Source organism: Mariprofundus aestuarium (genome assembly GCF_002795805.1).
In the GTDB taxonomy this organism is placed as follows: domain Bacteria; phylum Pseudomonadota; class Zetaproteobacteria; order Mariprofundales; family Mariprofundaceae; genus Mariprofundus; species Mariprofundus aestuarium.
In genome coordinates, this window is record NZ_CP018799.1 from 1,074,788 (window position 1) to 1,098,638 (window position 23,851).

The 23,851-nt window shown below is 52.3% G+C and carries 18 protein-coding genes and 1 pseudogene; 12 read left to right on the forward strand and 7 right to left on the reverse strand.

Annotated elements, in window-relative coordinates:
* Nucleotide 1 precedes the first annotated feature (1 nt).
* Genes Ga0123461_RS05305 through Ga0123461_RS05315 form a run of 3 tightly spaced genes read right to left on the reverse strand, consistent with a single transcriptional unit; the run spans nucleotide 2 to nucleotide 3,004 of the window.
* Entirely contained in the window at nucleotides 2-568 is a 567-nt protein-coding gene (locus tag Ga0123461_RS05305) for a KdsC family phosphatase (protein WP_100277378.1), read from the reverse strand.
* The gene (locus tag Ga0123461_RS05310) at nucleotides 568-1,545 is read right to left on the reverse strand and encodes a KpsF/GutQ family sugar-phosphate isomerase (protein ID WP_100277379.1); all 978 of its coding nucleotides are present in this window, start codon (nucleotides 1,543-1,545) and stop codon (nucleotides 568-570) included. Before Ga0123461_RS05310 ends, Ga0123461_RS05305 begins: the two co-directional genes overlap by 1 nt.
* 1 nt (nucleotide 1,546) lies before the next feature.
* Nucleotides 1,547-3,004 carry a M23 family metallopeptidase gene (locus Ga0123461_RS05315; protein ID WP_232710385.1) on the reverse strand — a complete coding sequence of 486 codons (1,458 nt, stop codon included), beginning with the start codon at nucleotides 3,002-3,004 and terminating at the stop codon, nucleotides 1,547-1,549.
* Between the two features lie 110 nt (nucleotides 3,005-3,114).
* On the opposite strand from Ga0123461_RS05315, the gene Ga0123461_RS05320 reads away from it, so the two are divergent.
* From Ga0123461_RS05320 to Ga0123461_RS05335, 4 genes are all read left to right on the forward strand, one after another.
* The gene (locus tag Ga0123461_RS05320) at nucleotides 3,115-3,600 is read left to right on the forward strand and encodes a YajQ family cyclic di-GMP-binding protein (protein ID WP_100277380.1); all 486 of its coding nucleotides are present in this window, start codon (nucleotides 3,115-3,117) and stop codon (nucleotides 3,598-3,600) included.
* 3 nt (nucleotides 3,601-3,603) lie between these two features.
* Entirely contained in the window at nucleotides 3,604-4,731 is a 1,128-nt protein-coding gene (locus tag Ga0123461_RS05325) for an aminotransferase class V-fold PLP-dependent enzyme (RefSeq protein ID WP_100277381.1), read from the forward strand.
* Between the two features lie 139 nt (nucleotides 4,732-4,870).
* Complete coding sequence (locus tag Ga0123461_RS05330; protein WP_100277382.1) at nucleotides 4,871-5,503, forward strand: cobalamin B12-binding domain-containing protein; 633 nt, start codon at nucleotides 4,871-4,873, stop codon at nucleotides 5,501-5,503.
* A complete protein-coding gene (locus tag Ga0123461_RS05335; RefSeq protein WP_100277383.1) occupies nucleotides 5,500-6,543 on the forward strand; it encodes a uroporphyrinogen decarboxylase family protein in 1,044 nt (347 codons plus the stop codon). Before Ga0123461_RS05330 ends, Ga0123461_RS05335 begins: the two co-directional genes overlap by 4 nt.
* A gap of 18 nt (nucleotides 6,544-6,561) precedes the next feature.
* Here the strand turns inward: Ga0123461_RS05335 and Ga0123461_RS05340 are convergent, their stop codons facing one another.
* Nucleotides 6,562-6,840: a hypothetical protein gene (locus Ga0123461_RS05340; protein WP_198507182.1), complete on the reverse strand. Its 279-nt coding sequence runs from the start codon at nucleotides 6,838-6,840 to the stop codon at nucleotides 6,562-6,564.
* Between Ga0123461_RS05340 and Ga0123461_RS05345 the strand changes: the two genes are divergently transcribed.
* From Ga0123461_RS05345 to Ga0123461_RS05375, 7 genes are read left to right on the forward strand one after another with little or no spacing between them, the layout of a single operon-like run.
* Entirely contained in the window at nucleotides 6,721-8,397 is a 1,677-nt protein-coding gene (locus Ga0123461_RS05345) for an ATP-binding protein (protein ID WP_198507137.1), read from the forward strand. The two genes, Ga0123461_RS05340 and Ga0123461_RS05345, sit on opposite strands and share 120 nt — an antisense overlap.
* Complete coding sequence (locus tag Ga0123461_RS05350) at nucleotides 8,384-9,280, forward strand: response regulator (protein WP_100277386.1); 897 nt, start codon at nucleotides 8,384-8,386, stop codon at nucleotides 9,278-9,280. The genes Ga0123461_RS05345 and Ga0123461_RS05350 overlap by 14 nt, the downstream gene beginning before the upstream one ends.
* A 3-nt stretch (nucleotides 9,281-9,283) precedes the next feature.
* Entirely contained in the window at nucleotides 9,284-12,067 is a 2,784-nt protein-coding gene (locus Ga0123461_RS05355) for a hybrid sensor histidine kinase/response regulator (RefSeq protein ID WP_100277387.1), read from the forward strand.
* A gap of 50 nt (nucleotides 12,068-12,117) precedes the next feature.
* Nucleotides 12,118-13,446, forward strand: coding sequence for a serine hydrolase domain-containing protein (locus Ga0123461_RS05360; protein WP_100277388.1), 1,329 nt, complete (start codon nucleotides 12,118-12,120; stop codon nucleotides 13,444-13,446).
* 1 nt (nucleotide 13,447) lies between these two features.
* Entirely contained in the window at nucleotides 13,448-14,305 is an 858-nt protein-coding gene (locus Ga0123461_RS05365; protein ID WP_100277389.1) for a substrate-binding periplasmic protein, read from the forward strand.
* A gap of 15 nt (nucleotides 14,306-14,320) precedes the next feature.
* Complete coding sequence (locus Ga0123461_RS05370; RefSeq protein WP_198507138.1) at nucleotides 14,321-15,148, forward strand: substrate-binding periplasmic protein; 828 nt, start codon at nucleotides 14,321-14,323, stop codon at nucleotides 15,146-15,148.
* A gap of 5 nt (nucleotides 15,149-15,153) precedes the next feature.
* A complete protein-coding gene (locus Ga0123461_RS05375; RefSeq protein WP_157819240.1) occupies nucleotides 15,154-18,153 on the forward strand; it encodes a PAS domain S-box protein in 3,000 nt (999 codons plus the stop codon).
* Between the two features lie 46 nt (nucleotides 18,154-18,199).
* Here Ga0123461_RS05375 and Ga0123461_RS05380 read toward each other — a convergent pair whose 3' ends face one another.
* Both Ga0123461_RS05380 and Ga0123461_RS05385 read right to left on the reverse strand, forming a co-directional pair.
* Nucleotides 18,200-19,759: a hypothetical protein gene (locus Ga0123461_RS05380; RefSeq protein WP_100277391.1), complete on the reverse strand. Its 1,560-nt coding sequence runs from the start codon at nucleotides 19,757-19,759 to the stop codon at nucleotides 18,200-18,202.
* Between the two features lie 66 nt (nucleotides 19,760-19,825).
* A complete protein-coding gene (locus tag Ga0123461_RS05385; RefSeq protein WP_100277392.1) occupies nucleotides 19,826-21,226 on the reverse strand; it encodes an NAD(P)H-dependent flavin oxidoreductase in 1,401 nt (466 codons plus the stop codon).
* Between the two features lie 166 nt (nucleotides 21,227-21,392).
* On the opposite strand from Ga0123461_RS05385, the gene Ga0123461_RS05390 reads away from it, so the two are divergent.
* Nucleotides 21,393-22,505, forward strand: a complete 1,113-nt coding sequence (locus tag Ga0123461_RS05390) for a THUMP domain-containing class I SAM-dependent RNA methyltransferase (RefSeq protein WP_100277393.1) — start codon at nucleotides 21,393-21,395, stop codon at nucleotides 22,503-22,505.
* A 34-nt stretch (nucleotides 22,506-22,539) separates the two neighbouring features.
* Here Ga0123461_RS05390 and Ga0123461_RS12785 read toward each other — a convergent pair.
* A pseudogene (locus Ga0123461_RS12785) lies at nucleotides 22,540-23,767 on the reverse strand (RNA-guided endonuclease InsQ/TnpB family protein).
* Between the last annotated feature and the right edge of the window lie 84 nt (nucleotides 23,768-23,851).

A 23,851-nucleotide genomic window follows, 5' to 3' on the forward strand; every position in this document is an offset into this window, starting at 1 on the left:
ATTACCAGCCGCAATCTTCAGGGGAGACGTTGTAACGCTTGAAGACGACCTCATCCCAGGCATCTATTGCCAGCAGCAATCCCTCTGCTGCCTGACGGATGGCACCGCGTCCCCCCGGATGATCTGAAATCCAGTCGACATGGTTAAGCACCGACAGATGCGCATCGGCAGGTGCCAAACTCAGGCCGCATGCGTACATCGGTGGCAGGTCGATGACATCGTCACCCATCATGGCGCATTGCGAAGCCGGGATGCCGGACTCATGTTCCAGCCTTGCCAGTCCCTCAGCCTTATTCAGACATTTCTGAATCACATATTCGATGCCCAGGTCGGTTGCGCGCTGTTCAACAACGGGAGAGATGCGTCCGGTAATAATGGCAACCTGTATGCCTGCCCGCTGTATCATCTTGATACCATGGCCATCACGCACGTTGAATGCCTTATGTTCATCACCATTTTTGTCCATGATGATGGAACCATCGGTAAAAACACCATCGACATCGAGAATCAGCATGCGGATATCAGCCGCTTTATCTAAAGGGAAATCAAATCCTTTTTTCTGGCTCATCAGATGCCTCCATGGAGAATATCATGCATGTGTACGATGCCGACAACCTTCTCTTCATTTTCCGCACAGACGAAGAGCACCATGATCTTACGCTCTTCCATCAGGTGCAGTGCTTCACTGGCCAGCTTGCCAGCATCAATCTTCATCGGGTTCCTGTGCATCAGTTCACGCACCGGCGCATCAAGGTCCATATGGCCGGACTCCAGAATACGACGCAGGTCACCATCGGTGAGGCAACCGGTCATGTTGCCATTCTCATTGATACCGGTAATACCGAGCCTGTGCCTGCTCATCTCCATAATGGCATCACGAAGTTTGGCATCGTGAGCAACCATCGGCAGGGCATCGCCTTGATGCATGACATCGGCCACACGCAGCAGTTTTTTGCCGAGGCTTCCGGCTGGATGCACACGGGCAAAGTCCTCTTCTTTAAAGCCGCGCTGATTCAGGATGACCACTGCAAGCGCATCGCCCAGTGCCAGAGTTGCAGTGGTGGAAGCGGTAGGGGCAAGGTTCAGTGGACATGCTTCGAGGGTGACAGGGATATGCAGTACTATATCGGCATGTTGTGCCAGCGTTGACTGCTTGTTGCCGGTAATGGCGATTACTTTTGCGCCGCGCCGTTTGATCTCCGGAAGCAGGCCGCACACCTCCCGGGTTTCGCCACTGTGAGAAAGGGCTAGAACTGCATCGGAGCCGGTAATCATGCCAAGGTCACCATGCTGCGCTTCAGCGGCATGCACGAAGAAAGCCGGAGTGCCTGTCGAGGCAAACGTGGCGGCAATCTTTTTGGCAATGATGCCCGATTTTCCCATGCCGACGACAACAAGCCGCCCTTCAATATCTAGGACTGTTTCAACGGCCTGTGTAAAGCTTTCATCGAGCGCATCCCTCTGTGCTTTCAGTGCATCAATTTCGATGTTGAGTACTTCGGTGGCTTTCTCAAGCCACTTTTTCTGTCTTTCAATTATTGTCATATTAGCCCCAGACTAGCGGTGCAGAATTTTCTTTCAGACGACCCAGAAGCGGGGCGGTTTGGGTCTGGAAACGCTGCTTCTCTGTAGTTGCCACCGGCTGCGCCGGAGGGTGTTTTACTGTCAGTGGATTCACCGCGCGGCCACGGGAGCGGAACTCGAAGTGCAGGTGCGGCCCTGTTGCCAGACCGGACATGCCGACATAACCGATGATTGCACCCTGACGTACCTTCATGCCTTTCTTAATACCTTTAGCGTAGCTGCGCATATGTGCATAGGCACTGGTGTGATTGCGGTTATTGTGGCGTATCGAGATAAAACGGCCATAGCCGTTTTTCCAGCCGACAAAGGTGATGAAACCGTCGCCAATGGCATGGATCGGGGTGCCGCTCGGGGAGGCGTAATCGACACCGCGATGGGCGCGGGTGTAACCGAGTACGGGATGTTTGCGTTTAGTTTTAAAGGTTGAAGAGATACGGGAAAACTTCACGGGCGCTTTCAGGTAAGCCTTGCGCATGCTTTTGCCTTCAGGCGTGAAATAGTCGACCTTGCCTTCGGCCTGTTCATAACGAACGGCCTGGTACTTCTCCCCCCGGTTGATAAATTCAGCTGCCAGAATACTGCTCTCCAGCATTCTCCCCGCATCGTTATAGCGCTCTTCGTAAACCAGTTGGTAGCTATCACCGGCACGCAGGTCACGGGCAAAATCGATATCCCAAGCAAAGATATCAACAAGATTCATTGTGGTGCGCTGATCCAAGCCAGCTCGTTCAGCAGAGGCAAAGAGGCTGTCCTGAATGGTGCCGAAGGCGACCCGCTGGCGGGAATAGACTTTGCGCTCATCCAGCGTGGCCTGCCACTCATCGGCTCCATTCTGTTTCTGCAGGTGCAGCCGTTTTGCGCCATCGATATTGTAGAATATGGAAGTGCCGCCGCCGCTGTCGATACGGGTGAAGCTCTGGCCAACCCTGATGTTTCTGAGCTTGTAGATCGCATTGGCTTTGGTGATCAGGGCATGACTGGTCGAGTAGTCAAAGCCGAGATTGACCAGTGCCGAGATGGCATTGTCGCCTGCCTTAACGGTAGTAGTAGTGGTTCTGGTTTGTTCTCCTGCCTCCAGATCTACCTGCGGTGAAATCCACTCCTCCTGAGGAAGGGAGACGCTGGCATCAACATCACGGCCACCACCACTTACAAAGAGCATGATGGCAATAAAGCCGATGGCTGTACCTACCAATGGGAACCAGCCGGGGGCTGGGATGCGCGGCAAGCTGGAGCCTGTCGAAATTCCGCTTTGAGAGGGAAGCTTTGGTGCTTTCAGTGAAAGCGAGAACTTTGGCATGCGAGGCATCGAGAAGCGCTTGAAGCGACCTCTAGCTCTTTTTTTTCGACGACGATTCGAACCGGCTGGTTGGCCCGGTGAAACCTGATCAGAAAAATCATGTTTAAACGCGTTCGGCAAAGAGTACTCCTGATTGCTGCATCTTAAGTCTGGTGCATTGCTTGTCAAAGCTTCCGAGGGCATATTTTGGCATCAGGGATACTATTTAAAGACCAATTGATGGAGTAAACATGCCAAGTTTCGATGTTGTTAGTGAAACCGATATGCAGGAGATGACCAATGCGGTGAATCAGGTAATCAAGGAGATTACCACTCGCTATGACTTTAAGGGGTCCAAGGCCAGTATAGAGTTGGGTGAAAAAGGCATCACCGTTGTTGGCGATGATATCAACAAACTCAATACCGTGACCGAGCTTCTGCGTGCCAAACTTGTGCGTCGCAATCTTGACCCAAAGTGCCTGGAGTATGGTGACCCGCAGGATGCCAGTGGTGGTTGCAAGCGTCAGGAGATCACCATCAAGCAGGGGATGAGCACTGAACTCTCTAAAAAGATTGTGAAGAAGATCAAGGATGAGAAGATGAAGGTGCAGGCCGCTATTCAGGGCGATCAGCTGCGCGTGACTGGCAAGAAGCGCGATGATCTGCAGGCAGTCATGGCCCTTATTAAAGGCATGGAGAGCGACCGTCCACTCTCATTCACCAACTTCAGGGATTAGCAGTTGAATATCGACGCGGAGTTTCCGCTCGATGCTGATTTGGTCTATTTCAATCATGCGGCTGTCGGCGTCTGGCCAAGACGCACGGCTGATGCGATTAAAGCCTATGCAGATGAGAATGTGCGCAGGGGCGCAGCGGGTTACCTTGAGTGGCTGAAGGTTGAGGCAGAGCTTCGCGGGCGCTTGCAGCGGTTGGTGAATGCCGCTTCGAGTGATGACATCGCGCTCTGCAAAAACACCTCGGAGGCGCTTTCACTGGTCGCTTACGGACTGGAATGTCAGGCCGGGGATAATGTGGTTTCGAGTAATCAGGAGTTCCCCTCCAATCGTATCGTCTGGGAATCCCTGCATGAGCAGGGTGTTGAGCTGCGCCAGGCTGATATTTCAGGGGATGATCCGGAAGCGGCGTTAATGGCTCGTTGTGATGAGCATACGCGCCTGCTCACCATCAGCTCGGTGCAGTATGGCACGGGCTTGCGCATGGATCTGAAGCGGCTCGGGCAGTTCTGCCATGATCATGGCATTCTCTTCTGTGTGGATGCCATCCAGAGCCTTGGAGCACTGCAGTTTGATGCTCAGGCCTGCCATGCTGATTTCGTGGTGGCTGATGGCCATAAATGGATGCTGGGGCCGGAAGGGTTGGCACTTTTCTACTCAAAAGCAGAGGCGCGGGATCAACTCAAGCTATCTCAATTTGGCTGGCGTATGGTGCGGCGAGCGGGGGAGTTCGACGCTATCGACTGGACCCCGGCTCAATCAGCCCGTCGCTTTGAACCGGGCAGCCCCAATATGCTCGGCATCTATGCACTCAATGCCTCTCTCTCGCTGCTGCAGGAGGTCGGGATGGATCGGGTTGAGGTAGAGGTTCTTACAAGGTCAGAAACATTGATCGATTGGGTTCACAGCAGGGGTGAACTGGAACTGATTACCCCTGAACAACCCGGTCGCCACGGTGGCATTGTCACATTTCGTGTTCGCTCTCTGGATAACGATGGCCATGCTGATCTCTACCGCAGGCTGATGGCCGCAGGCCTGATCTGTGCGCACCGCGCTGGCGGCATCCGTTTTTCTCCCCATTTCTACTCTGATTTGAGCCGTTTTGAACTGCTATGGGATCGTATCTCAGCTTAGTCTCGCAGAACGATCAGGAATCGCGTTTTTTCTAAGGGAAATCAATGCAAGCCTTGCTTTATTAGGCTATAATCAATCTAGATATGTACAAAATTCGGGATTGAATCTGAATACCCCGCCTTACGGAGGTCTCAGGGTCATGGAAGTGAGTCTCAAGTTTGAGAAAGCGTTGGCGGATATGGACCGGGTAAGGGCCCGGGAAATCATCTTAGCCGGTGCGGATGAGGAGGGGACACTGGCGTGTGTCTCCAATATAGTAATACCAGCCCTTGAGAAGATCGGTCTGGGCTGGGAATCAGGCAGGTATGCCCTTGCACAGGTCTATATGAGCGGCACGATCTGCGAAGAGCTCGTGGATGAAATTCTTCCGCCGGCCGACCCCAACCGTATCAAGCAGCCCAATATGGGTATTGTCGTGCTTGAGGATTTTCATGTGTTAGGTGAGAGAATCGTCTACTCGATACTTCGGGCCAGCGGTTATGAGCTGCAGGATTTCGGACACGGCCTGCATGTTGATGAGGTGATTGAAAAGGTCAAAGAGCACGGTACGAAAATCCTGCTGGTGTCGGTGTTGATGCTGCGCTCAGCCCTTCTGGTTGGCGATCTGGTCAAGCGGCTGAAGGAGGAGGGGCTCGATGTGAAGGTAGTCGTGGGCGGTGCACCGTTTCGCTTTGATCACAACCTCTGGAAGGAGGTTGGGGCTGATGCCACAGGCAAGGATGGCATGGAGGCCCGGGATATTATTTCCGGAATGTTAGGGGGTGTGTCATGAATGGTGAATCAATGACCTCACTACAGCGCGTACTGACCACGCTCGGCCATCAGGAGCCGGACCGGGTGCCGTTTTTCCTGCTGCTGACGATGCATGGCGCCAGAGAGATGGGACTATCCATCGAGGAGTATTTCTCCAAGGCTGAGCATGTTGTCGAGGGGCAGCTGAAACTTCGGGCCAAATACCGGGATGACTGCATCTACAGCTTCTTCTACGCTCCGATCGAGGTGGAGGCATGGGGCGGTGAAGTGATCTATTTCGAGGATGGCCCTCCCAACTCGGGCCGACCTTTTATCCAAGATCCGCGACAGATTACGGATTTGGCGGTGCCGGATATTCATGACATGGCCTGCCTCGCCAAGGTGTTGAAGGCGACCCGGATGATCAAGGCTGAAATCCAGGATGAGGCGCCGATTATCGGGGTGGTGATGTCACCTTTCTCCCTGCCGGTCATGCAGATGGGTTTTCCCGCTTATATCAGGCTGATGTATGAGAACAGGCCGCTCTTTGAGAAGTTGATGCAGGTGAACGAGGAGTTCTGTGTTGCATGGGCAAATGCCCAGCTTGAGGCGGGGGCGACTGCGATCTGTTATTTCGACCCGGTTGCATCTACGACGGTTACCAATCGAGAGATGTATCTTGAAACCGGCTTCAAGGTGGCCCAGCGCACGATTGCCCGCATCAACGGGCCAACAGCGACCCACATGGCCTCCGGGTGTTGCCTGCCGATTGTTGATGATATTGCTCAGACCGGCACTGCAGTGGTTGGCACCAGCGTCATGGAGGATCTCGCCACCATGAAGGATGCCTGCAGAGGGAAGCTTACGATACTCGGCAACATGAATGCGATTGAGATGCGTAACTGGACACCATCGCAGGCGGAGGCGGTGGTTAAGGATGCAATTGCCAAGGCTGGTTCTGGCGGTGGTTTCATTCTTTCGGACAACCACGGTGAAATTCCCTGGCAGGTGCCCGATGAGGTGCTGCTCAATATCTCCGATGCAGTGCGTGAATGGGGCAAGTACCCACTGAAAATGTGATGGGAGGTTGTCATTAAATTATTTGTCTGCAGCTACTTCAGGACCGAGACTGAACAGGCGCTCAAGCTTGCCGGTATTGATGGTGAGGTCGTTGGTTTTCCCGCCCAGTGCGGGCGTCCACCGACAGATTGGAACAGACTTATCTCCGACAGTGGTAATGCTGATGAGCCATCTCTTGTGTTGGGGGGCTGCTGCACCACCAACCTCGATCCGCTGCAGTGGCCGGATCGAACCATCAAGGTTCATCACGTTGAGCAGTGCTTCTACCTCTTTATGCAACCACAACTGGTCAATCACTATATGGCGAAAAGTTATCACCTTATCACTCCGGGTTGGCTCTCCGGCTGGAAAAACCAGATCGAGCATGTGATGGGCTTCGATCAGCAAAGTGCCAGGCGTTTTTTCCAGGAGACAGCAAAGCGGCTGCTTCTGGTAGATACCGGCACCGACGCAGGGAGTGCTGGCAGGTTTGCTGATATGGCCGAGTATCTGGATATCCCATCGGAGCGGATTGAAGTGGGACTGGATTATTACAGCCATCTTCTCAAGCGGTTAAGCAGTGATCTTTCGACCGAGGATGCCCATAAGAGACTGGATGAGGCACTCCAGCAGCAGGCAGAGTATGCGATGGTGGCCGACCTGCTCGGCAGGCTTACCGACCAGAAGAGCGAGTATGATATCACCCATGCCTTGATTACTACCTTCCAGATGCTTCTGGCACCAAAGCAGTGCTCCTATATCCCATGGGAGGATAACGGTTTTGGCCAGCCCCTCAGTTCAGAGCCGGATCATGCCACTGCAGCACAGGCATCAATTGATCCTGCTGGCGGCGATTTTGGCTGGATTGATGAAGATGGTTTCTGGGTAAGGATCAGCAGTTCAGATGAGACCTTCGGTTTTATCGCGATTGAGAAGATCGCTTTTCCTCAGCATCGGAGCCGCTATCTCAATATGGCGCTCTTGATCCGTAACGTGGCAGCGCTGGCGATCAACCATGCCCGTGATTTCCAGACAATATCCGATCTCTCGCACGATTCAGGTAAGGGCGAGGTGGCCCGTGAGGTGATCCACAATGCCGGCAATGTGCTTAACAGCATCAATATCTCCGTACAGCAGCTGCAGTCGCAGCTTGAGAAAACCTCGGTCAGAAGCCTGCCTGCTATCGTGGCGCTGATGCAGGAGCAGGGGGAGAAGCTTGGTGAGTTCATCACCTCGGATCCAAAAGGCAAACAGATACCGGCCTATTTCGAGCAGCTTGCCCAAGCTGTGGCGGGCGAACAGCAGCAGTGGCGGGATGATCTCATGCAGATGGCCGAACATGTCGAACATGTGAGGGCCATCATTCAGTCACAAAGCGGTTCGCTGGAGAGTAACGAGGTCAAAGAGACGATCAGCCCGGCGAAACTCCTGAATCGCTCTCTCGGTCATTTTACCGAACGTATTGAAGAGCTTAAAATCGACCTGCAACGGAAAACAGGCACTGTTCCCACCTGTGCACTGCAGAAACACAAGGTGATGCAGGTGCTGGAGAACCTGTTGAAGAATGCGATTGAAGCGCTTGCTTTGGTTGGTGATCGACCTCGAAGGATTGAACTGAAAATAGAAATGGTTGGAAATGACCGATTCTGTTTTGAGATCTGCGACAACGGCCCCGGCATCAGCGGGGAGCTGAAAGAGAAGGTCTTCTCACACGGCTTCTCCACCAAGGAGGGCCACTCGGGGTTTGGGCTGCACAGCGCAGCTAATCTTGCCGTTGAGATGGGTGGCCGGTTAATCCTTTCCCATAGTGAAGATGGGAAGGGAGTCTGTTTTAGGCTTGAGTTGCCGATGGTGACAAATCATGCCGTGGAGTAGCGATTTGGAAGAGATCAACAGAAGGGTCCTCGTTATCGATGATATGCAGGATATCCATGCCGACTATCTACGAGTTCTGGTTGAAACGACTGAATCATCAGCCGTAGATGCTCTTGCCTCTGATATTCTCGATGGCGGTTATGAAGGGGCCGTCTCCAAGGCAGGTTTTGATGTGGATTGTGCCTCTCAGGGCCAGAAGGGGGTGGAACTTGTCGAGAAAGCGCTGGCAGAGGGGCGCCCCTATGCCGTCGCTTTTGTTGATGTGCGTATGCCACCGGGCTGGAATGGCATAGAGACGATAAGGCATATCTGGCAGGTCGATCCCGATATCCAGATAACCATTGTGACCGCCTATTCCGATTACAGTTGGGGGGATATCACCCGGGACCTGGGCGATACAGATCAGCTGCAGTTATTGAAGAAGCCATTCGAGAGCATCGAGCTGCTCTCCATTGCCACTTCCCTGTCGCGCAAATGGGATCTGATGCACAGAATGAAGTTGATTGAGCAGGAATTTACCATTATGGATGGGCATGGTGAGATGATCTTGCTGCTGGATGGTAAAGGGAGTGATCGTGCTGTAGGAGAAGGGGTGTTAGAGAGCCTTGGTTACAAGGTGTTGGCTGCATCAGATGAGCAGGAAGCGGTGGCGCTGTTTAATGCGAACAGGGACCTTGTTGATCTTGCCCTGATAGACTTGAACAGTGGCGGTGATGCTGTGAAACGCCTGCAGGAGTTGGCCCCTGAGCTGAAAGTGATCCTTTGCGACCATGATCCGGGCAATCATCTGGGCTATGCGAAACGGGCAGAGGAGAGCATCATTGTGAAACCGTTCAGAATGAATATCTTGAGCCAGAGGTTGCGCCATGAGTTGGAGACCTGAGAGATGGATGCGATGAACCGGAGGGTTCTTGTCATTGATGATATGCCCGAATTGCATGCCGATTATAGGCGTGTTCTGGCCCCGTCTTCCGAATCTTCTGCATCCGACTCGCTGGCTGCAGATATTCTCGGTAATTACGCGCCGCCCGAGGCAGTAAAACGTCCGAACTTTATCGTTGATTGCGTCAGCCAGGGTGAAGAGGGACTGGATATGGTGGAGAGGGCGCTGGCCGAGGGTAGCCCCTATGCCGCAGCCTTTGTCGATGTGCGCATGCCACCGGGGTGGGATGGCATCGAAACGATTAGGCGCATCTGGCAGGTAGATCCCGATATTCAGGTCACTATTGTTACCGCCTACTCCGACTACAGTTGGGAGCATATGCAGAAGGAGCTGGGTGCCACAGACCAACTGCTGGTATTGAAGAAACCGTTCGAGAGCATTGAGGTTCAGCAGATCGCCGCAGCACTGACCCACAAATGGAATCTGATGCGCAGGGTAAAAGAGCAGCAGCATGAGTTGCAGGAAAAGAATCTTGCACTAAGAGCGGAACACGACTTTTCGGTTGGCCTGCTCAATGCCGCCCAGACGATTGTGCTGCTGTTGAACAGGGATGGAACCATTGAATATATCAACCCATTCATGGAGGCGTTGAGCGGTTATACGCTGGATGAGGTGAAGGGAAAGGACTGGTTTGACACCTTTCTGCCGAAAGCGGATCACAATGAGATTCGCAAACTTTTTTCTGAGGCAATAGAAGACATACAGACGCATGGCAATATTAATCCGATTGTTGCCAGTGATGGCCATGAGATTCTCATTGAGTGGTATGATAAAACGCATCGAAATGAAAAGGGGGAAGTCATAGGCCTGCTCTCCATCGGTTACGATGTCACCGAGCGCAAACTGGCTGAAGCTGAACTGTTGCAGAGTAAAGAGCGATTCAGGCAGGTGGTTGAACAGGCTTCCGATGGGATTTTCATGGCGGACATCAACGGGCAGTATGTAGATGTGAATAGTGCCGGTTGTCAGATGCTCGGTTTTGAGCGCAGCGAAATCATTGGTAAAACCATTGTTGATCTGATTCCTCCAGAAGATGTGCATCGCCTTCTGGAATCAAAAGAAGAGATGATTGAGGGCGCTGCTCATACCTCTGAATGGAGACTGAAAAGAAAAGATGGCACATTCGTTCCGGTTGAGGTGAGTGCCAACATCCTTCCAGATGGCCAGTGGCAGGGGTTTGTCAGAGACATCAGAGAACGAAAGAGAGCCGAGGCAAGGATTCGTAAACTGTCACAGGCGGTAGAACAGTCAGGTGAGGCGGTGGCGATTACTGATCTTGAGGGCACCATCGAATATATCAATCCGGCCTTTACTGCGCTTACTGGATACAGTGAAGAGGAGGCAATCGGGCAGAACCATCGCCTTCTCAAGAGTGGTGACCAGCATGGCGATGCCTACCGGAAGATGTGGGAGGTGATTTCGACAGGCCGGGTGTGGCAAGGCAAGGTGATTAACAGGGCGAAGTCGGGTGATCTCTATCCTGCGATGCTCACCATATCGCCGATCAGGGGTGAGGATGACAACATCACCAATTACATCGGTATCCAGCAGGGGCTGAAGGAGTACGAGGAGTTGGAAGAGCAGTTCCACCAGGCCCAGAAAATGGAGGCGATCGGAACACTTGTCGGCGGCATTGCCCACGATTTCAATAACACGCTGGCGGGTATCACCGGCAACCTCTATCTCGCTAGGAGAAAGGCTGCTGAGATGCCGGAGGTGATCAGGCACATTGATAGTGTCGAGAAACTATCATTCAGTGCTGCAGCGACGATTCAGAAGCTGCTCGCCTTCTCCCGCAAGGGGATCGTCCAGATGCAAACCCTATCGATCTCATCCTTCCTCAAGGAGGCAGTCAAACTGCTGAGGGTTTCCCTGCCGGAGAACATTGCATTCAAGCTGGATGTAAAAGAGGTGGGTATGCTGGTTCGCGGCGATATCAATCAGCTGCAGCAGGCACTGATGAACTTGATCAACAACGCCCTCGATGCGGTTGAAGCAGTGGAGTCACCGATCATTGAAATGGTGCTGGAGAGATTCCATGCCGATGACTCTTTCCTACAGCATCACAAGGCTGTCGAGGGTGAATATTTCGCTCTGATCCGGGTCAGGGATAACGGCAAGGGGATCAGCGAAGAGCATCTTGATCATATCTTCGAGCCTTTCTTTACCACCAAGGATGTAGATAAGGGAACCGGCCTTGGCCTCTCGATGGTCTATGGCACAATTACCAGCCATGGCGGTGTGATCGATGTCGAATCAGAGGTCGGTTCCGGAACAGAACTCTCGATTTATCTGCCACTTGTGACTGCTGAAGAGGATGCCGCTCTCCCTGCTGCAACGGATGAGGTGGTGATGGGGCAGGGCGAAACGATCCTGCTGGTCGATGATAACGGGAGCGTGTTGGAGATCGGCAGGGATATTCTCGAGGGGCTGAATTATCACGTGATTACAGCCGAGGATGGGCAGCTTGCAGTGGCAAAATACCAGAGCCGTTTTCAGGAGATTGATCTGGTGATTCTTGATGTTGTGATGCCGCATCTTGGAGGCCCCGAGGCGCTACGGCTGATCAGGGAGATCAATCCTGATGCTAAAGCGATCTACGCTACCGGTTATGACAAGTTGAGTGCGCTTGGTAAAGAGAGGGCTGAGATTGATGAGCCAGTGATCTCCAAGCCTTATGCAGTGAGTGATATGAGTCAGGTCATACGTCAGGTGCTGGAGGGTTAAAGCCCGAAGGCAGGAATAGTTTGCTACAATAAGGGTAAATGGAGAGCGCTATGAATAAACTTTTTGTTACACTATTACTGCTGTTCACATTCGGGATTCTGCCTGCTTATGCCGCCGACTATAAGATGGTCAAACCGGAGAAGGTGGGGCTCTCCTCCGAGCGGCTGAAGAACATGGATCGCCTGATCGACCGTTATGTTGAGGAGAAGAAGATCGCAGGCGCGGTGGTGATGGTGGCGCGCAAGGGCAAGATAGCCTATTTCAAGGAGACGGGACTGGCCGATGTCGGCAAGCCGATGCAGAAGGATACGATCTTCCGCATCGTCTCGATGACCAAGCCGATCACCAGTACGGCGATCATGATGCTCTATGAAGAGGGTAAGCTGCTGCTCTCCGACCCGGTAGCCAAATATATCCCCGAGTTCCGCAACCAGAAGGTGCTGGTGCCCAACCCTCCAGGTTCCGACTTCCCCTATCACCTGGTGCCAGTGAAACGTGAGGTGCAAGTCCGCGACCTGCTGGCTCACACCTCCGGCATCCTCTACCTCTTCCTCAACGATGTTTACCCCAACCCGACCCGCACCATGGTTACCGACCTCTACAAGGAGGCAGGCATCACCGATGGCTTCTGCAGGCCGGATGAAACGATCGGTGATATGGTTAAAAGGCTGGCGAAACTGCCGCTCTACGCCCATCCAGGTGAGGTATGGGACTATGGCCTGAACAGTGACATCCTCGGTTATCTGGTTGAGGTGGTTTCGGGCATGAAGTTCGATCAGTTTGTCGAGCAGCGAATCTTCAAACCGTTGAAGATGAACGACAGCCACTTCTATATCCCCGAGGAAAAACTGCCGAGGCTTGCTGCAGTCTGGAAGAGTGACTGGAAAGGTTCACTTGTGCGCGCTGATGATAAGCCGATCATCTCAGGTGATCTCTGCCTGAATCCTGCTGATGCCGAAGCGCTCTCCGGCAAATATCTGGCCGGTGGTGCGAATGTGCTCTCCACGGTTTACGATTACTTCCGCTTTGCCCAGATGTATCTTAACGGTGGTGAACTCGATGGTGTTCGGCTCTTAAGTCGCAAGACGGTCGAGCTGATGACGGCAACGAATCATATTGGTGAACACGACGCGGAGTTTCTGCACAGTAAAGGGTGGAAGTTCGGCTTGGGCTTTGCCATCCAGGCCGATCGTGAGCATCCTGTGGACAGTGGTGATGTCGGTACCTACGAGTGGGCCGGTATCTACTCCACTCGTTTCAGTGTTGATCCGAAAGAGGAGAAGATTACCATCTTCATGAGCCAGACCAATCCTTTCGGTCATCACTTTGAACTTTGGGACAAGGTGCTGGTGCAGTCTGCATCGGCAGTAGGAGATTGATATGAAACAGAGCATTTCAAAAACCGGAATTGTTACACTCTCCCTGCTGTTTCTGGGTTCTCTGCTGTTTGCAACAACGGCATCGGCAACCGGCCCAAGGGTAACCAAGGCACTCTTTGCAATTGATAAGGATCAGGTTCATGCCCTCGAATTTCCACCATTTCTCTCCACAGAAGTGGCCGATGGCGGCCTATTCTCCGAGATTGTGAACAGTGCTTTAGAGCAGGCGGGTGTTGATGCCGTGATTACCACCCATCCGGTGCAGCGCATGGTGAAATACTACCTGCTGCAGGAGAATGCACTGGCGGTGATGGGGCGTCACCTGAACTTCAGCAGTGAGGCCAGGAAAAGTCTTATCCTCATCCCTGTTGCGGTAATGACTGAGAATTTCTACTACTATAAACCGGCATACCCGAACGGGCTGGAGTGGAGTGGTAACCTGACTTCGCTGCAAGGCAAAACCTATGGCGCCCACAAGGGCGAGGATGTTGCCGCCTTCAAGGCTGCCGGCATTGCAGTGAAAGAGGGCAGGACGATCGCGCTACTGAAGATGATTGCGAAAGGGGAGGCCGATTTTGCAGCTATTCCCGCCCTGACGACCAGCTGGCTGCTTGATAAATACATGGCTTCCGAGAAGGGTGATTTCGCGGCCATGCAGAGGCCTGCCGGCACGGATGTCATGTATGTTGTTTTCAACGGTAAACATCCGCAGGGCGCTGATGATGCAGCCAAATTCAGAAAGGCCCTGACGGCTATGGTGAATGATGGTTCCTATGCAGCAATCATGAAGAAACACATTGGCAATGGCGAGATGTTGAAGCTCTACATGGGTAATCTGAAAGGCGAGCTGGCTAAATAGAACCAGGAGAGGTTGATGGTGATGTTCTACCGGGTGATGACAGGCATTCTGCTGCTCCTGACAACAGGGGTGTCGGTAGCCCTTGCCGATGATACCGGACTGTCTGTCAGCCTTGATGCCAACGAAAGCCCGCCATACTGGTCCCAGACGATGGTAAAAGACGGCATGTGCGGTGAGATTTTGCATGCAGCCTCTGAAGCGGCCGGTCTGGTTTCGCATGTCCAGTACAAGCCACTGACGCGTATGATAGAGGATGATACAAACAACGATCTTGGTAATCCCGAGTTCTACATGGGCAATCAGGATTTTGCCGCTGTAATCCCGGTCTGCGTCTACCATGTGGGACTCTTCTATTATCAACCGAACCATAAGAATAAGCTCGCTTTCACCAGCATCGAGGATCTGAAGGGGTACAAGGTCGGAATCCTGAAAGGGACACTGGTGGATCAATCCTACTTTGAAAGAGCGGGTGTAAAATTTGAGGAGAGTTATTCTCAGGCATCACTGTTCAAAAAGCTGCAGAAGGGACGCATTGATCTGGTAATCGAGATCGACCTGGTTGGCATGAAGATTATCAACCGGCTTTTCCCTGATAGTCATAATGACTTTGTTGAATCCATCATCCCCGGTTCAGATATGCCTATCGCCATACTGATATCTTCCGGCTATCCCGATGCGAAACGGATCGGAAGCCTCTATAGAAAAGGTATGAAGAAGATCAAAGCCAGCGGCTTATATGTGCAGATTCTTGAGTCCTACTATGGTGCAGGGCAGGTTCCGGATGAATTGATGAGCGATCTTGAGCGGCATGAGGCTGTTTACAACTATGATGAACAGGAGTGATTGAGGTGCCGAGATTTTTCAACAGCATCAGGATTCGAATTACAGTGGCGCTGGTTTCCGTGGTGCTGGCTGGGGTTACCTCTTTTGAGTTTTACGAGTATAGCAGTGCAAAAAACGAGGCGATTGCTGAGTTGAATGTGGAGGCCGAAAAGAAGGTTTATCGCCTTTCTGAGAGCCTAGTGGTGCCCCTATGGGAAATTGATAATGTCTGGGCGATGAGGGTGATCAGCAATGAGATTACCGATAAGGCCATCTATGCCATTATCGTGAATGCAGATGGTAACCTTTTTGTGGGTAAAAAACGGGATGAGAACTGGTATCCGATCAGCGCCATGGACGATATCAAAGGCGATTATATCAGCGTAGAGCGTGAGATCAGACGCGAAGGCGAAGAGATCGGTAACGTAAAAATCTATATGACCAAAAAGTTTCTTCTGGATGAGCTGCAGGAGGCTGCACTGGTCGAATTTTCCATTGCACTGCTTCTGGGGCTTGCGGGGCTTCTGGTTCTATCTGTGATGCTCAACCAGATGGTGATTGGGCCTATACAGCAGATGCTCAAATCCACCGAGGCCATTGCTTCCGGCGACTACTCCGGCGAGATCAACGTGAGTCAGGATGATGAGATCGGCCAGCTTGGAAAGAGCATCAATGTTATGGAACAGAGCATCCGGATGCGTGAAGCCGAGCGCGATAGTGCGCTTGCCTCAGCCTCTGAGAGCGAGTCCAAGACTAGGGCCCTGATTGAAAATGTTCATACTGCGGTGCTGGTTCGTGACAGGAATACAAGGGTTACGACCTGTAATCCACTTGCTCAGGAGCTGTTCGGTCTGAGCGAAGATCAGATTCTGGGAAAATCCAACTTTGACCAAGGGTGGCAGTTTGTCGACGAGCAAGGTCTGCAAATGGACTCTGTCGATTATCCTGCCAGCAGGGTTCTGCGCACGGGTAAACCGGTGCGCAACGCCACCTTAGGGATCAAGGGCTCGAATGGGCAGCCGCTGATCTGGGTGCTGGCCAATGCCGAACCTGTGTTTGATGAGAAGGACGAGATCAGTTCGGTGATTGTCTCCTTTGCCGATATCTCCCCGTTGAAAGTGGCCGAAGAGGCTTTGAAGGAGGGTGAGAGGCGCTTCAAAAAGCTGGTGCAGCTGTTGCCGGTTCCGCTGGCCTACGTGACAAAAGAGGGCGTGTTTGAATTTTTCAATGATCGGTTTGTAGAGACCTTTGGCTACACGCATGAGGAGCTTCCGACAATTGAGCAGTGGTGGGAGCTTGCCTATCCCGATGCCGAGTATCGAAAGTGGGTGATGGCAACCTGGGAGGCAGCAAGCCAGAAAGCCAGTGAGAAGGATGAAGACATCCAGCCGATTGAATACAACGTGACCTGCAAGGGTGGTGAAGTCCGCACCATAGAAATCTCCGGCGTTTTCATTGGCGATCATCTGCTTGCAACGCTGCTTGATTTGACTGAACGCAAGCAGTCTGAGGCAAAACTGCAGCGTTTCTCACAGGCACTGGAGCAGTCAGGCGAAGCGATCATGATTACCGATGCCGATGGCATCATCGAACATATCAATCAGGCATTTACCAATATCACCGGCTATTCGGAAGAGGAGGCACTGGGGAAGAATCCGCGCATACTCAAGAGCGATCAACAGGATGCCCGCTTCTTTGAGAGGATGTGGAGTACTATCGAAGAGGGGCATGTCTGGCAGGGTAAGTTGGTTAACAGGAAAAAGAGTGGCGATCTCTACCCTGCGATGCTGAGTATCTCACCGATCAAAAATACGGTGGGAGAGATTACCAACTTCGTTAGCGTGCAGCAGAACCTCGAACAGTTCGAGGCGCTTGAGGCCCAGTTCCATCAGGCACAGAAGATGGAAGCGATCGGTACGCTGGTCGGCGGCATTGCCCACGACTTTAACAATGCTCTGGCAGGCATCACCGGTAACCTCTACCTGGCCAAACGCAAGGTGGCCGATCTTCCGGACGTGGTGGCACGCCTGGAAAGTGTGGAGAAACTTTCATTCCGCGCAGCTGCAACGATTCAGCAGCTTCTTGCATTCTCCCGTAAAGGTATCGTGAAGATGGCTCCGATTACGATCGCCGCATTCCTCAAGGAGGTGGTCAAGTTGCAGCAGGCCACCATCCCGGAAAATGTCACGGTACTGCTTGAGATTGAAGAGAGCGGTATGTATGTGAAGGGCGATGTGAATCAACTGCAACAGGTGATGATGAATCTGATCAACAATGCCTACGATGCTGTGGCCGGTGTTGATGATCCATCCATCACCATCTCACTTCGCAAGTTTCTACCGGATGACCGTTTTCTTGAGGGAAATAGCGAACTGACAGCCGATGAGTACGTTGCTATCAAGGTGAAGGATAATGGCTGTGGCATCGAACAGGAGCATCTGGCGAAAATCTTCGAACCTTTCTTCACGACCAAAGATATAGGTAAGGGAAGCGGCCTGGGCCTCTCCATGGTCTACGGTACGGTGCATAGCCATGGCGGCACGGTGAATGTTGAATCTGAACCTGGTGTGGGTTCGGAATTCACTTTCTATCTACCTGTACTGGAGAGTGATGTGGCGTTTGAATTGGCCAGCGAAAGCGGCGAGATTGTCATGGGAAATTGTGAAACCATTCTGTTTGCTGATGATAATGATACAGTACTGGAGACCGGCAGGGACGTGCTCGAAGGGCTTGGCTATAAGGTACTTGTGGCCACCGATGGCCAGGAGGCGATCGATGAATACAGGGCACATGAGCACGAGATAGCACTGGTGATCCTTGATGTGGTGATGCCGCGCAAAAGTGGCATCCAGGCATTGCAGGGGATTCGCGAGATCAATCCAGATGCCAGGGTGCTGTTTGCAACCGGTTACGACAAGCTCAGTGCATTGGCCGATAAAGAGGCAATCAGGGAAGAAGCGATAATCACCAAGCCGTTTGCCGTCAGTAAACTCAGTCAGATGGTTAAGAAACTACTGGAGAGCTGAATATCTTATGCATCTTGGACCAGATGTTTTCTGCCATTGAAATTTTTTAATTCTCTTCACCCTTGACGCGGGCACGGACGATCTTGCACTTGCTGTAGTTGGGGCCGACTTCATCAACCTCCATGACTTTGAAATGGATGTCTTCATCGCCGCTTCTGATGATAAAGATCATGTTGCAGTGGATATGGGTTTCAGGGAAATATGCTGTGAGAATGCCTGTGCCAGGAAGGATTAGCAGGGGCCACAGCCGCTTGGTACTCATCTCCTTGCTGCCGATATCAATAGAGGCGCGCAGCAGTTTGACAGGCTGCTGGAAAAAATGGATGCCGAGCCGGATATCACCGCCTCTCTGCCGCTTCATCCAGCGAACGAAACCGAGTCTGGGTCGATCCAGCGCAGGGACCCAGTCAAGTCCAATCATGCTTCCTGTGCAGGTTGCATGGTCGTCACCATCCAGACGTTCGATGCAGGCGCCATTCTGACTGATATTGACTACATTCCAGTTTTGAATAACCTGGTCGCTCCCATCCATGTTGCTGCTGCTTTTAGAAAATGCTTTTGCGCAATCCCACTCCAGATTCAGGTGAACTCCCTCAATGGCACCACGAGGTTCTTTTTCATATTTGGAGAGCAGAGCATCCAGTATGCCTTGGCCACCAACCAGTGTGGTGCGCATCGCCTCTTCAGTTTGCAGTTCTACCCGTTGTCGCTCATGGTCCTGCTGTAGTGAATTGGTTCTTTCAACAGCAGTGGTTACGCGCTGAATCAGGGAGTCAACCTTCAGAGCGAGAGCATCGTAGGGGAGGCCTCCCTGGAAATTATTTATCAGCTTCGGAGGGATATTCGGTCGATTGATGTTGCTGATCAAACAGGTTGCACCAATTAACCCCTCAATCTTCTCATGTTGGGGGCAGAAATGAGCATCCAGCATTGAAACATGATGCTCCAGCTCCTTCAGGATTAAACGCTGTTGTTCGGGCGAGCTGCGGTAAAAATCCATGGCTCGCAGTAGCTCATGTTTGCCAATGGTGATAATTAGGCGTTTCTGTTCTGGGGAGCTCTCTGCATCAATTGATGTGGCTACATCCAGTCCGAGTTTTGCCAGGGCAAAAAACTGACGTGTAGTAATCACCATGGTTGCCTGATACTGGGCAACAGTGAGCTTGAGCATTTTCAGTGCCAGCTCAATGGCATTGGTAATCATCTCGATCAAAGGGGCATAGTAGCTGCTGTCGGTTCTTGCCTCTTTCTGCACCAGATCCACGGCGATTTTGTGTGCATTGAGAATGGCAGCTGTCATTTCGCCATCGAACAGCTCCAGCTCCTTTTCAAAGCGGCTTAATACCTTCAGGCGAAAGCTCAGTGGAATCATAGGGTTGGCATTGAGGCGTCCAAGAAAGCCCTTCATGCTGCTGCAGAGTTTTTTGCGTTCGGCTACAGAGCCGCTGTGTATGGCGTACTGGTTAAGCCTGCCCTCAATATCATCGAAGGGGAGCGTAATAGCGTCGGTCAGGAGCTCAGCCTGTCCCAGGTTGAGCCGTTGCGGATGCAGGCGTAATTCGGTGTCGAGTGAAAGCGAGATACGCTCCTGCTTAGAGCTGCTCATATTACTGAAACTCGTCTGCTGGTTTGGAAGCTTCGATTGCCGGAACTCCGGCAGCCTCTGACTGCATCAATCGCCGATGCAGATGCGCTCTACCAGCTCTTTGACCGTCGGGATGAAGCCGTTGGCATAAAACGGGTCCTGAGCGAAGCGATATGCGGCATGGCCTGCAAACATCAGGTTGTTGTCAGGGTTTTCACCATGTCCGATCTGCTGCAGCGTTTTCTGGATGCAGAAGCTACGCGGATCGGCCTTGTGGCCGGTGGTGCCTTTATCATTGGCTGCCCAGTTGCTGAATTTGCACATGGAGAGGCAGCCCATGCAATCCAGCTGATCCTGTCGAATCTCCTTTGCCTTTTCCGGTGTCACGAAAACCAGCGTGGAGTCAGGTGTCTGCAGTGCTTTGCTGAAACCCTCAGCAATGTAGCCATTGGCACGTTTGAGGTCCTGGCGGGTCAGGTAGACCTCTTTGTTGCGAACGCCAAAGGTGAAGAGTTCAGAATGGTCACCGGCAGGGTGATCGACGAATGCGGTCTCTCGATCGGAGCGGTCATAAAGTTCGTGCAGGAATGTGTTGTATACGGCGGAAGAGTAAAAGCCGGTTGGTGAGAAGCGATTCAGATTGATGTCACCTTCGTTGAGTGTGAGCAGACGCTGCTTCCATGCATCTGAGATCGGGCTCTCCTGAGTGAGCAGGGGGCGTGTTCCGAACTGGAATGTGATCGGGCCAATTTCAGGGTTATTCAGCCAGTTGCTCCATTCGCGCAGGCACCAGACACCGCCAGCCATGACGATAGGAACGTGATTCAGACCGAACTCATTCATGGTTTTACGGATTGCCGCAACACGCGGGTAGGGATCTTCCGGCTTGTCCGGGCTTTCTGAGTTGGAAAGACCGTTATGGCCACCAGCCAGCCATGGATCTTCGTATACAACGCCGCCCAGAAGGTCGGGAAGTTTACGGTAGGAGCGCAGCCAGAGGGCTCGGAATGCACGCGCGGAAGAGATGATCGGGTAGTAGTGAACATTATGTTTTGCGGCCAGTGTAGCCAGCTTGAAAGGCATACCGGCGCCGCAGGTAATGCCATGGACCATGTCCTTGGCACCCTCCATTACGCCTTCAAGGACGCGCTCGGCGCCACCCATCTCCCACAATACATTCATGTGCAGTCGGCCATTGCCGCCCGACACCTCATGTGCGATCTGCGCCTGCTTGATGCCACCTTCGATGCCTTGCGCTACAAGTTCCTCGAAACGCTCCATGCGGCTCCTGCCGTGGTAAACCGTGCGGATAACCTCGCCATTTTCATCAACCCTGTCTGCATTTACAGCTGAAAATGTGCCTACACCACCGGCGGCGGCCCAGGCGCCGGAGCTTAGCCCGGTGGATACGGCAACGCCTTTGCCACCCTCAATGAGCGGGAGGACTTCTTTACCGGAGATCATGATGGGCTGAAGGTCAATAGACATGTGGGCTTCCTTAAGTGGGCTTCCTTCATCCGTGAAGGAGAAACTTTTTCAAAACAAACGACATGGGTTGCAATAAGTCGGTGAATCTACCAAAGGTGGTCAAGGGTGGCAAAGGGCGGCAAAGTAAAACGATGTAATGCTTAAGTTCGGCTGTTAGATTCTCGCCATGGAAAAGTTGAACTGTTTTGCTGTAACACTTCCCGGTCTTGAAAAGATCGTGGCTAAAGAACTGGAATCACTCTCAGTTGATGAAATTAAAGTGGATGATGGTGGTGTCCGCTTTCAGACGACCATGGATGGCCTGTTTCGCGTTAACCTGCGTCTGCGCTGCGCTACACGCGTTCTGATCCGCCTCGCTGAGTTCAGAACCCATTCGTTCCCTGAGTTGTATAACAAGGCAAAAAAAATCCAGTGGGAGCGTTATGTCTGTGTGAACACAGAGCTTGATGTGCGTGCCTCATGTCACGGAACCAAACTGCTGCATACCGGCCGTGTCGAACTGGCTGTTACCGATGCGATCAGGAACAAGCATGCGTTGCCTGAATCGCCCATCAAACATTCTGCGATGCAGCATCAGGCTGTTCTTGTGCGTATGGATGATGACATCTGTTCGATCAGTATCGATACATCGGGTGAACGGCTGGATCGGCGCGGTTATCGCCTGCATTCCGGCAAGGCACCACTGCGCGAGACCATTGCCGCAGGTATACTATACTGGGCCGACTGGCAGCCGGATGAACCATTGCTGTTGCCGATGTGCGGATCCGGCACCTTTGCCGTTGAAGCGGCATGGATGGCGGGGCACCGCGCTGCCGGACTGGATCATGACTTCCCATTCAAACAGTGGCCCTGCTTCAAGGAGAAGCGCTGGAAACGTATCTTTGCCAAAGCCGAAGCGATGCACAAAGAGGTGCAGTTAGAGATCTTTGCCAGCGATCTGGATAAAGGCATTCTAAGGCAGGCCGAGAAAAACGCTGCAACAGCAGGTGTTGGAAAACAGATCCACTTTGCGGTTCAGGATGTGAACAGGCTATCTCCACCTGATGGGACTGCATCTCCGGGTCTGATTGTCTGCAACCCCCCTTACGGGGATCGCATCAAAGGCGATGTGAGCGGTATCTACCGTCAGTTGGGCCAGCTTTTCAAGGCTTCTTTTGAAGGCTGGCGCATGGTGGTGATTGTGCCCGATCAGGGTTGTGAGAATGATCTTGGTCTGCCGGTGAAACGGCGCCTTAAAATCAAACACGGCGGTAAATGGGTGCATATCCTGCAGCTTTGACACCCTCCCCATGAATTAATTCAGGGGATTCCTTTCAGGCAAAAGCTAAAATGCGAGGCTGTATCGCTGCAACCACAGGTTTCTGTTTCATAGGGGCCGGCAACCCGGCTTCTCCACAGACGAAGGCGGCATGTCCTGCCGCTAAAATATTATATGCTGCGTTTCGGTCTGCATTGGCCGTATGGCCGCAGGAAACGCAGTGGAATTTACTTTGAGAAACACGGTTTTCTTCGGTCGTTTGGCCACACTGATTGCAACGCTGGCTGGTGTAGGCGGCTGATACATACTCAACAAAACCGCCTTTCCAGAGCTGCTTGTACTCCCAGCATCGCCGCTAACATCGACCAGCCAGAATCCAGGATGAACTTGTTCAATCCTGACTTTGCTTTGACGTTTACGCCGTTTTCTCAATCGTTCCTTTCGCAGATTTCGACATTCGGGATGTGCCAAGCTTTTCCATGATAATCATAGCGTGGTTGTTGCTGATTTCAGTGGTGGCTTTGTGCAGCGCATCTTTACGAATGTTAGCGATCTTTGAGTGGATGGCTTGAATCTTCTCCTTCTGTTTGTGCCAGTTATTTGAAAGCTTTATTTTGCGGGCAAGCAGACGTTGCACTCTGGCCAATCGCTTTTCATGCCTCCGGTAAGGCTTTTCACCCACATAATCCTTGCCGTCCGAGCAGGCAGCCATGATATGAACACCGCGATCGATGCCGACTGCAGTTGAAGATGCGTGGACCGGATCAACTATTTCCTGCTCGCAAAGGATCGAGACGTACCAGTGTTTTCCATTCCGAGAAACCGTTGCTGATTTCATGGTACCAACCAGTTCCCGAGGCATGCGAAACTTCATCCAGCCAAGTTTTGGAAGCTTGATTCGGTTGCCGGCCACATCAAATCCTTGCGGAAAGATGAATGAATCATGCTCGCCTTTCTTTTTTGAAACGAGGCATACGTTTGTTGGGTTGATTCTTGTCGAAACAATCACGCATAGCGCGATCCAGATGCTTCAGCGTTTGAATCAAAGACTGGCTCGGCGCTTCATTCAACCACAGCATTTCGTCCGATTTTTCCCACAGGTTGACCATGCTCCAGTTTAATTCATGGAACCACATGATCGGAAGTCTTTGCTCCAGCCGACTTTTGATTATACGCAGGGATTGGTTCCAGACCGCACGGTTATGTCCCGCGAAACGAATCATCTCAGATTGCTGCTCGGAGCTTGGCTCTAGCCTGAATTTATAGCCCTTGTGGATACGCATGGTGTAGGGGCGAACACCTAAATAAAGCCAATGCAATCGCTTATATCCCCATGGATGAATCCAGGGGCGTTACGCGATTTCTCA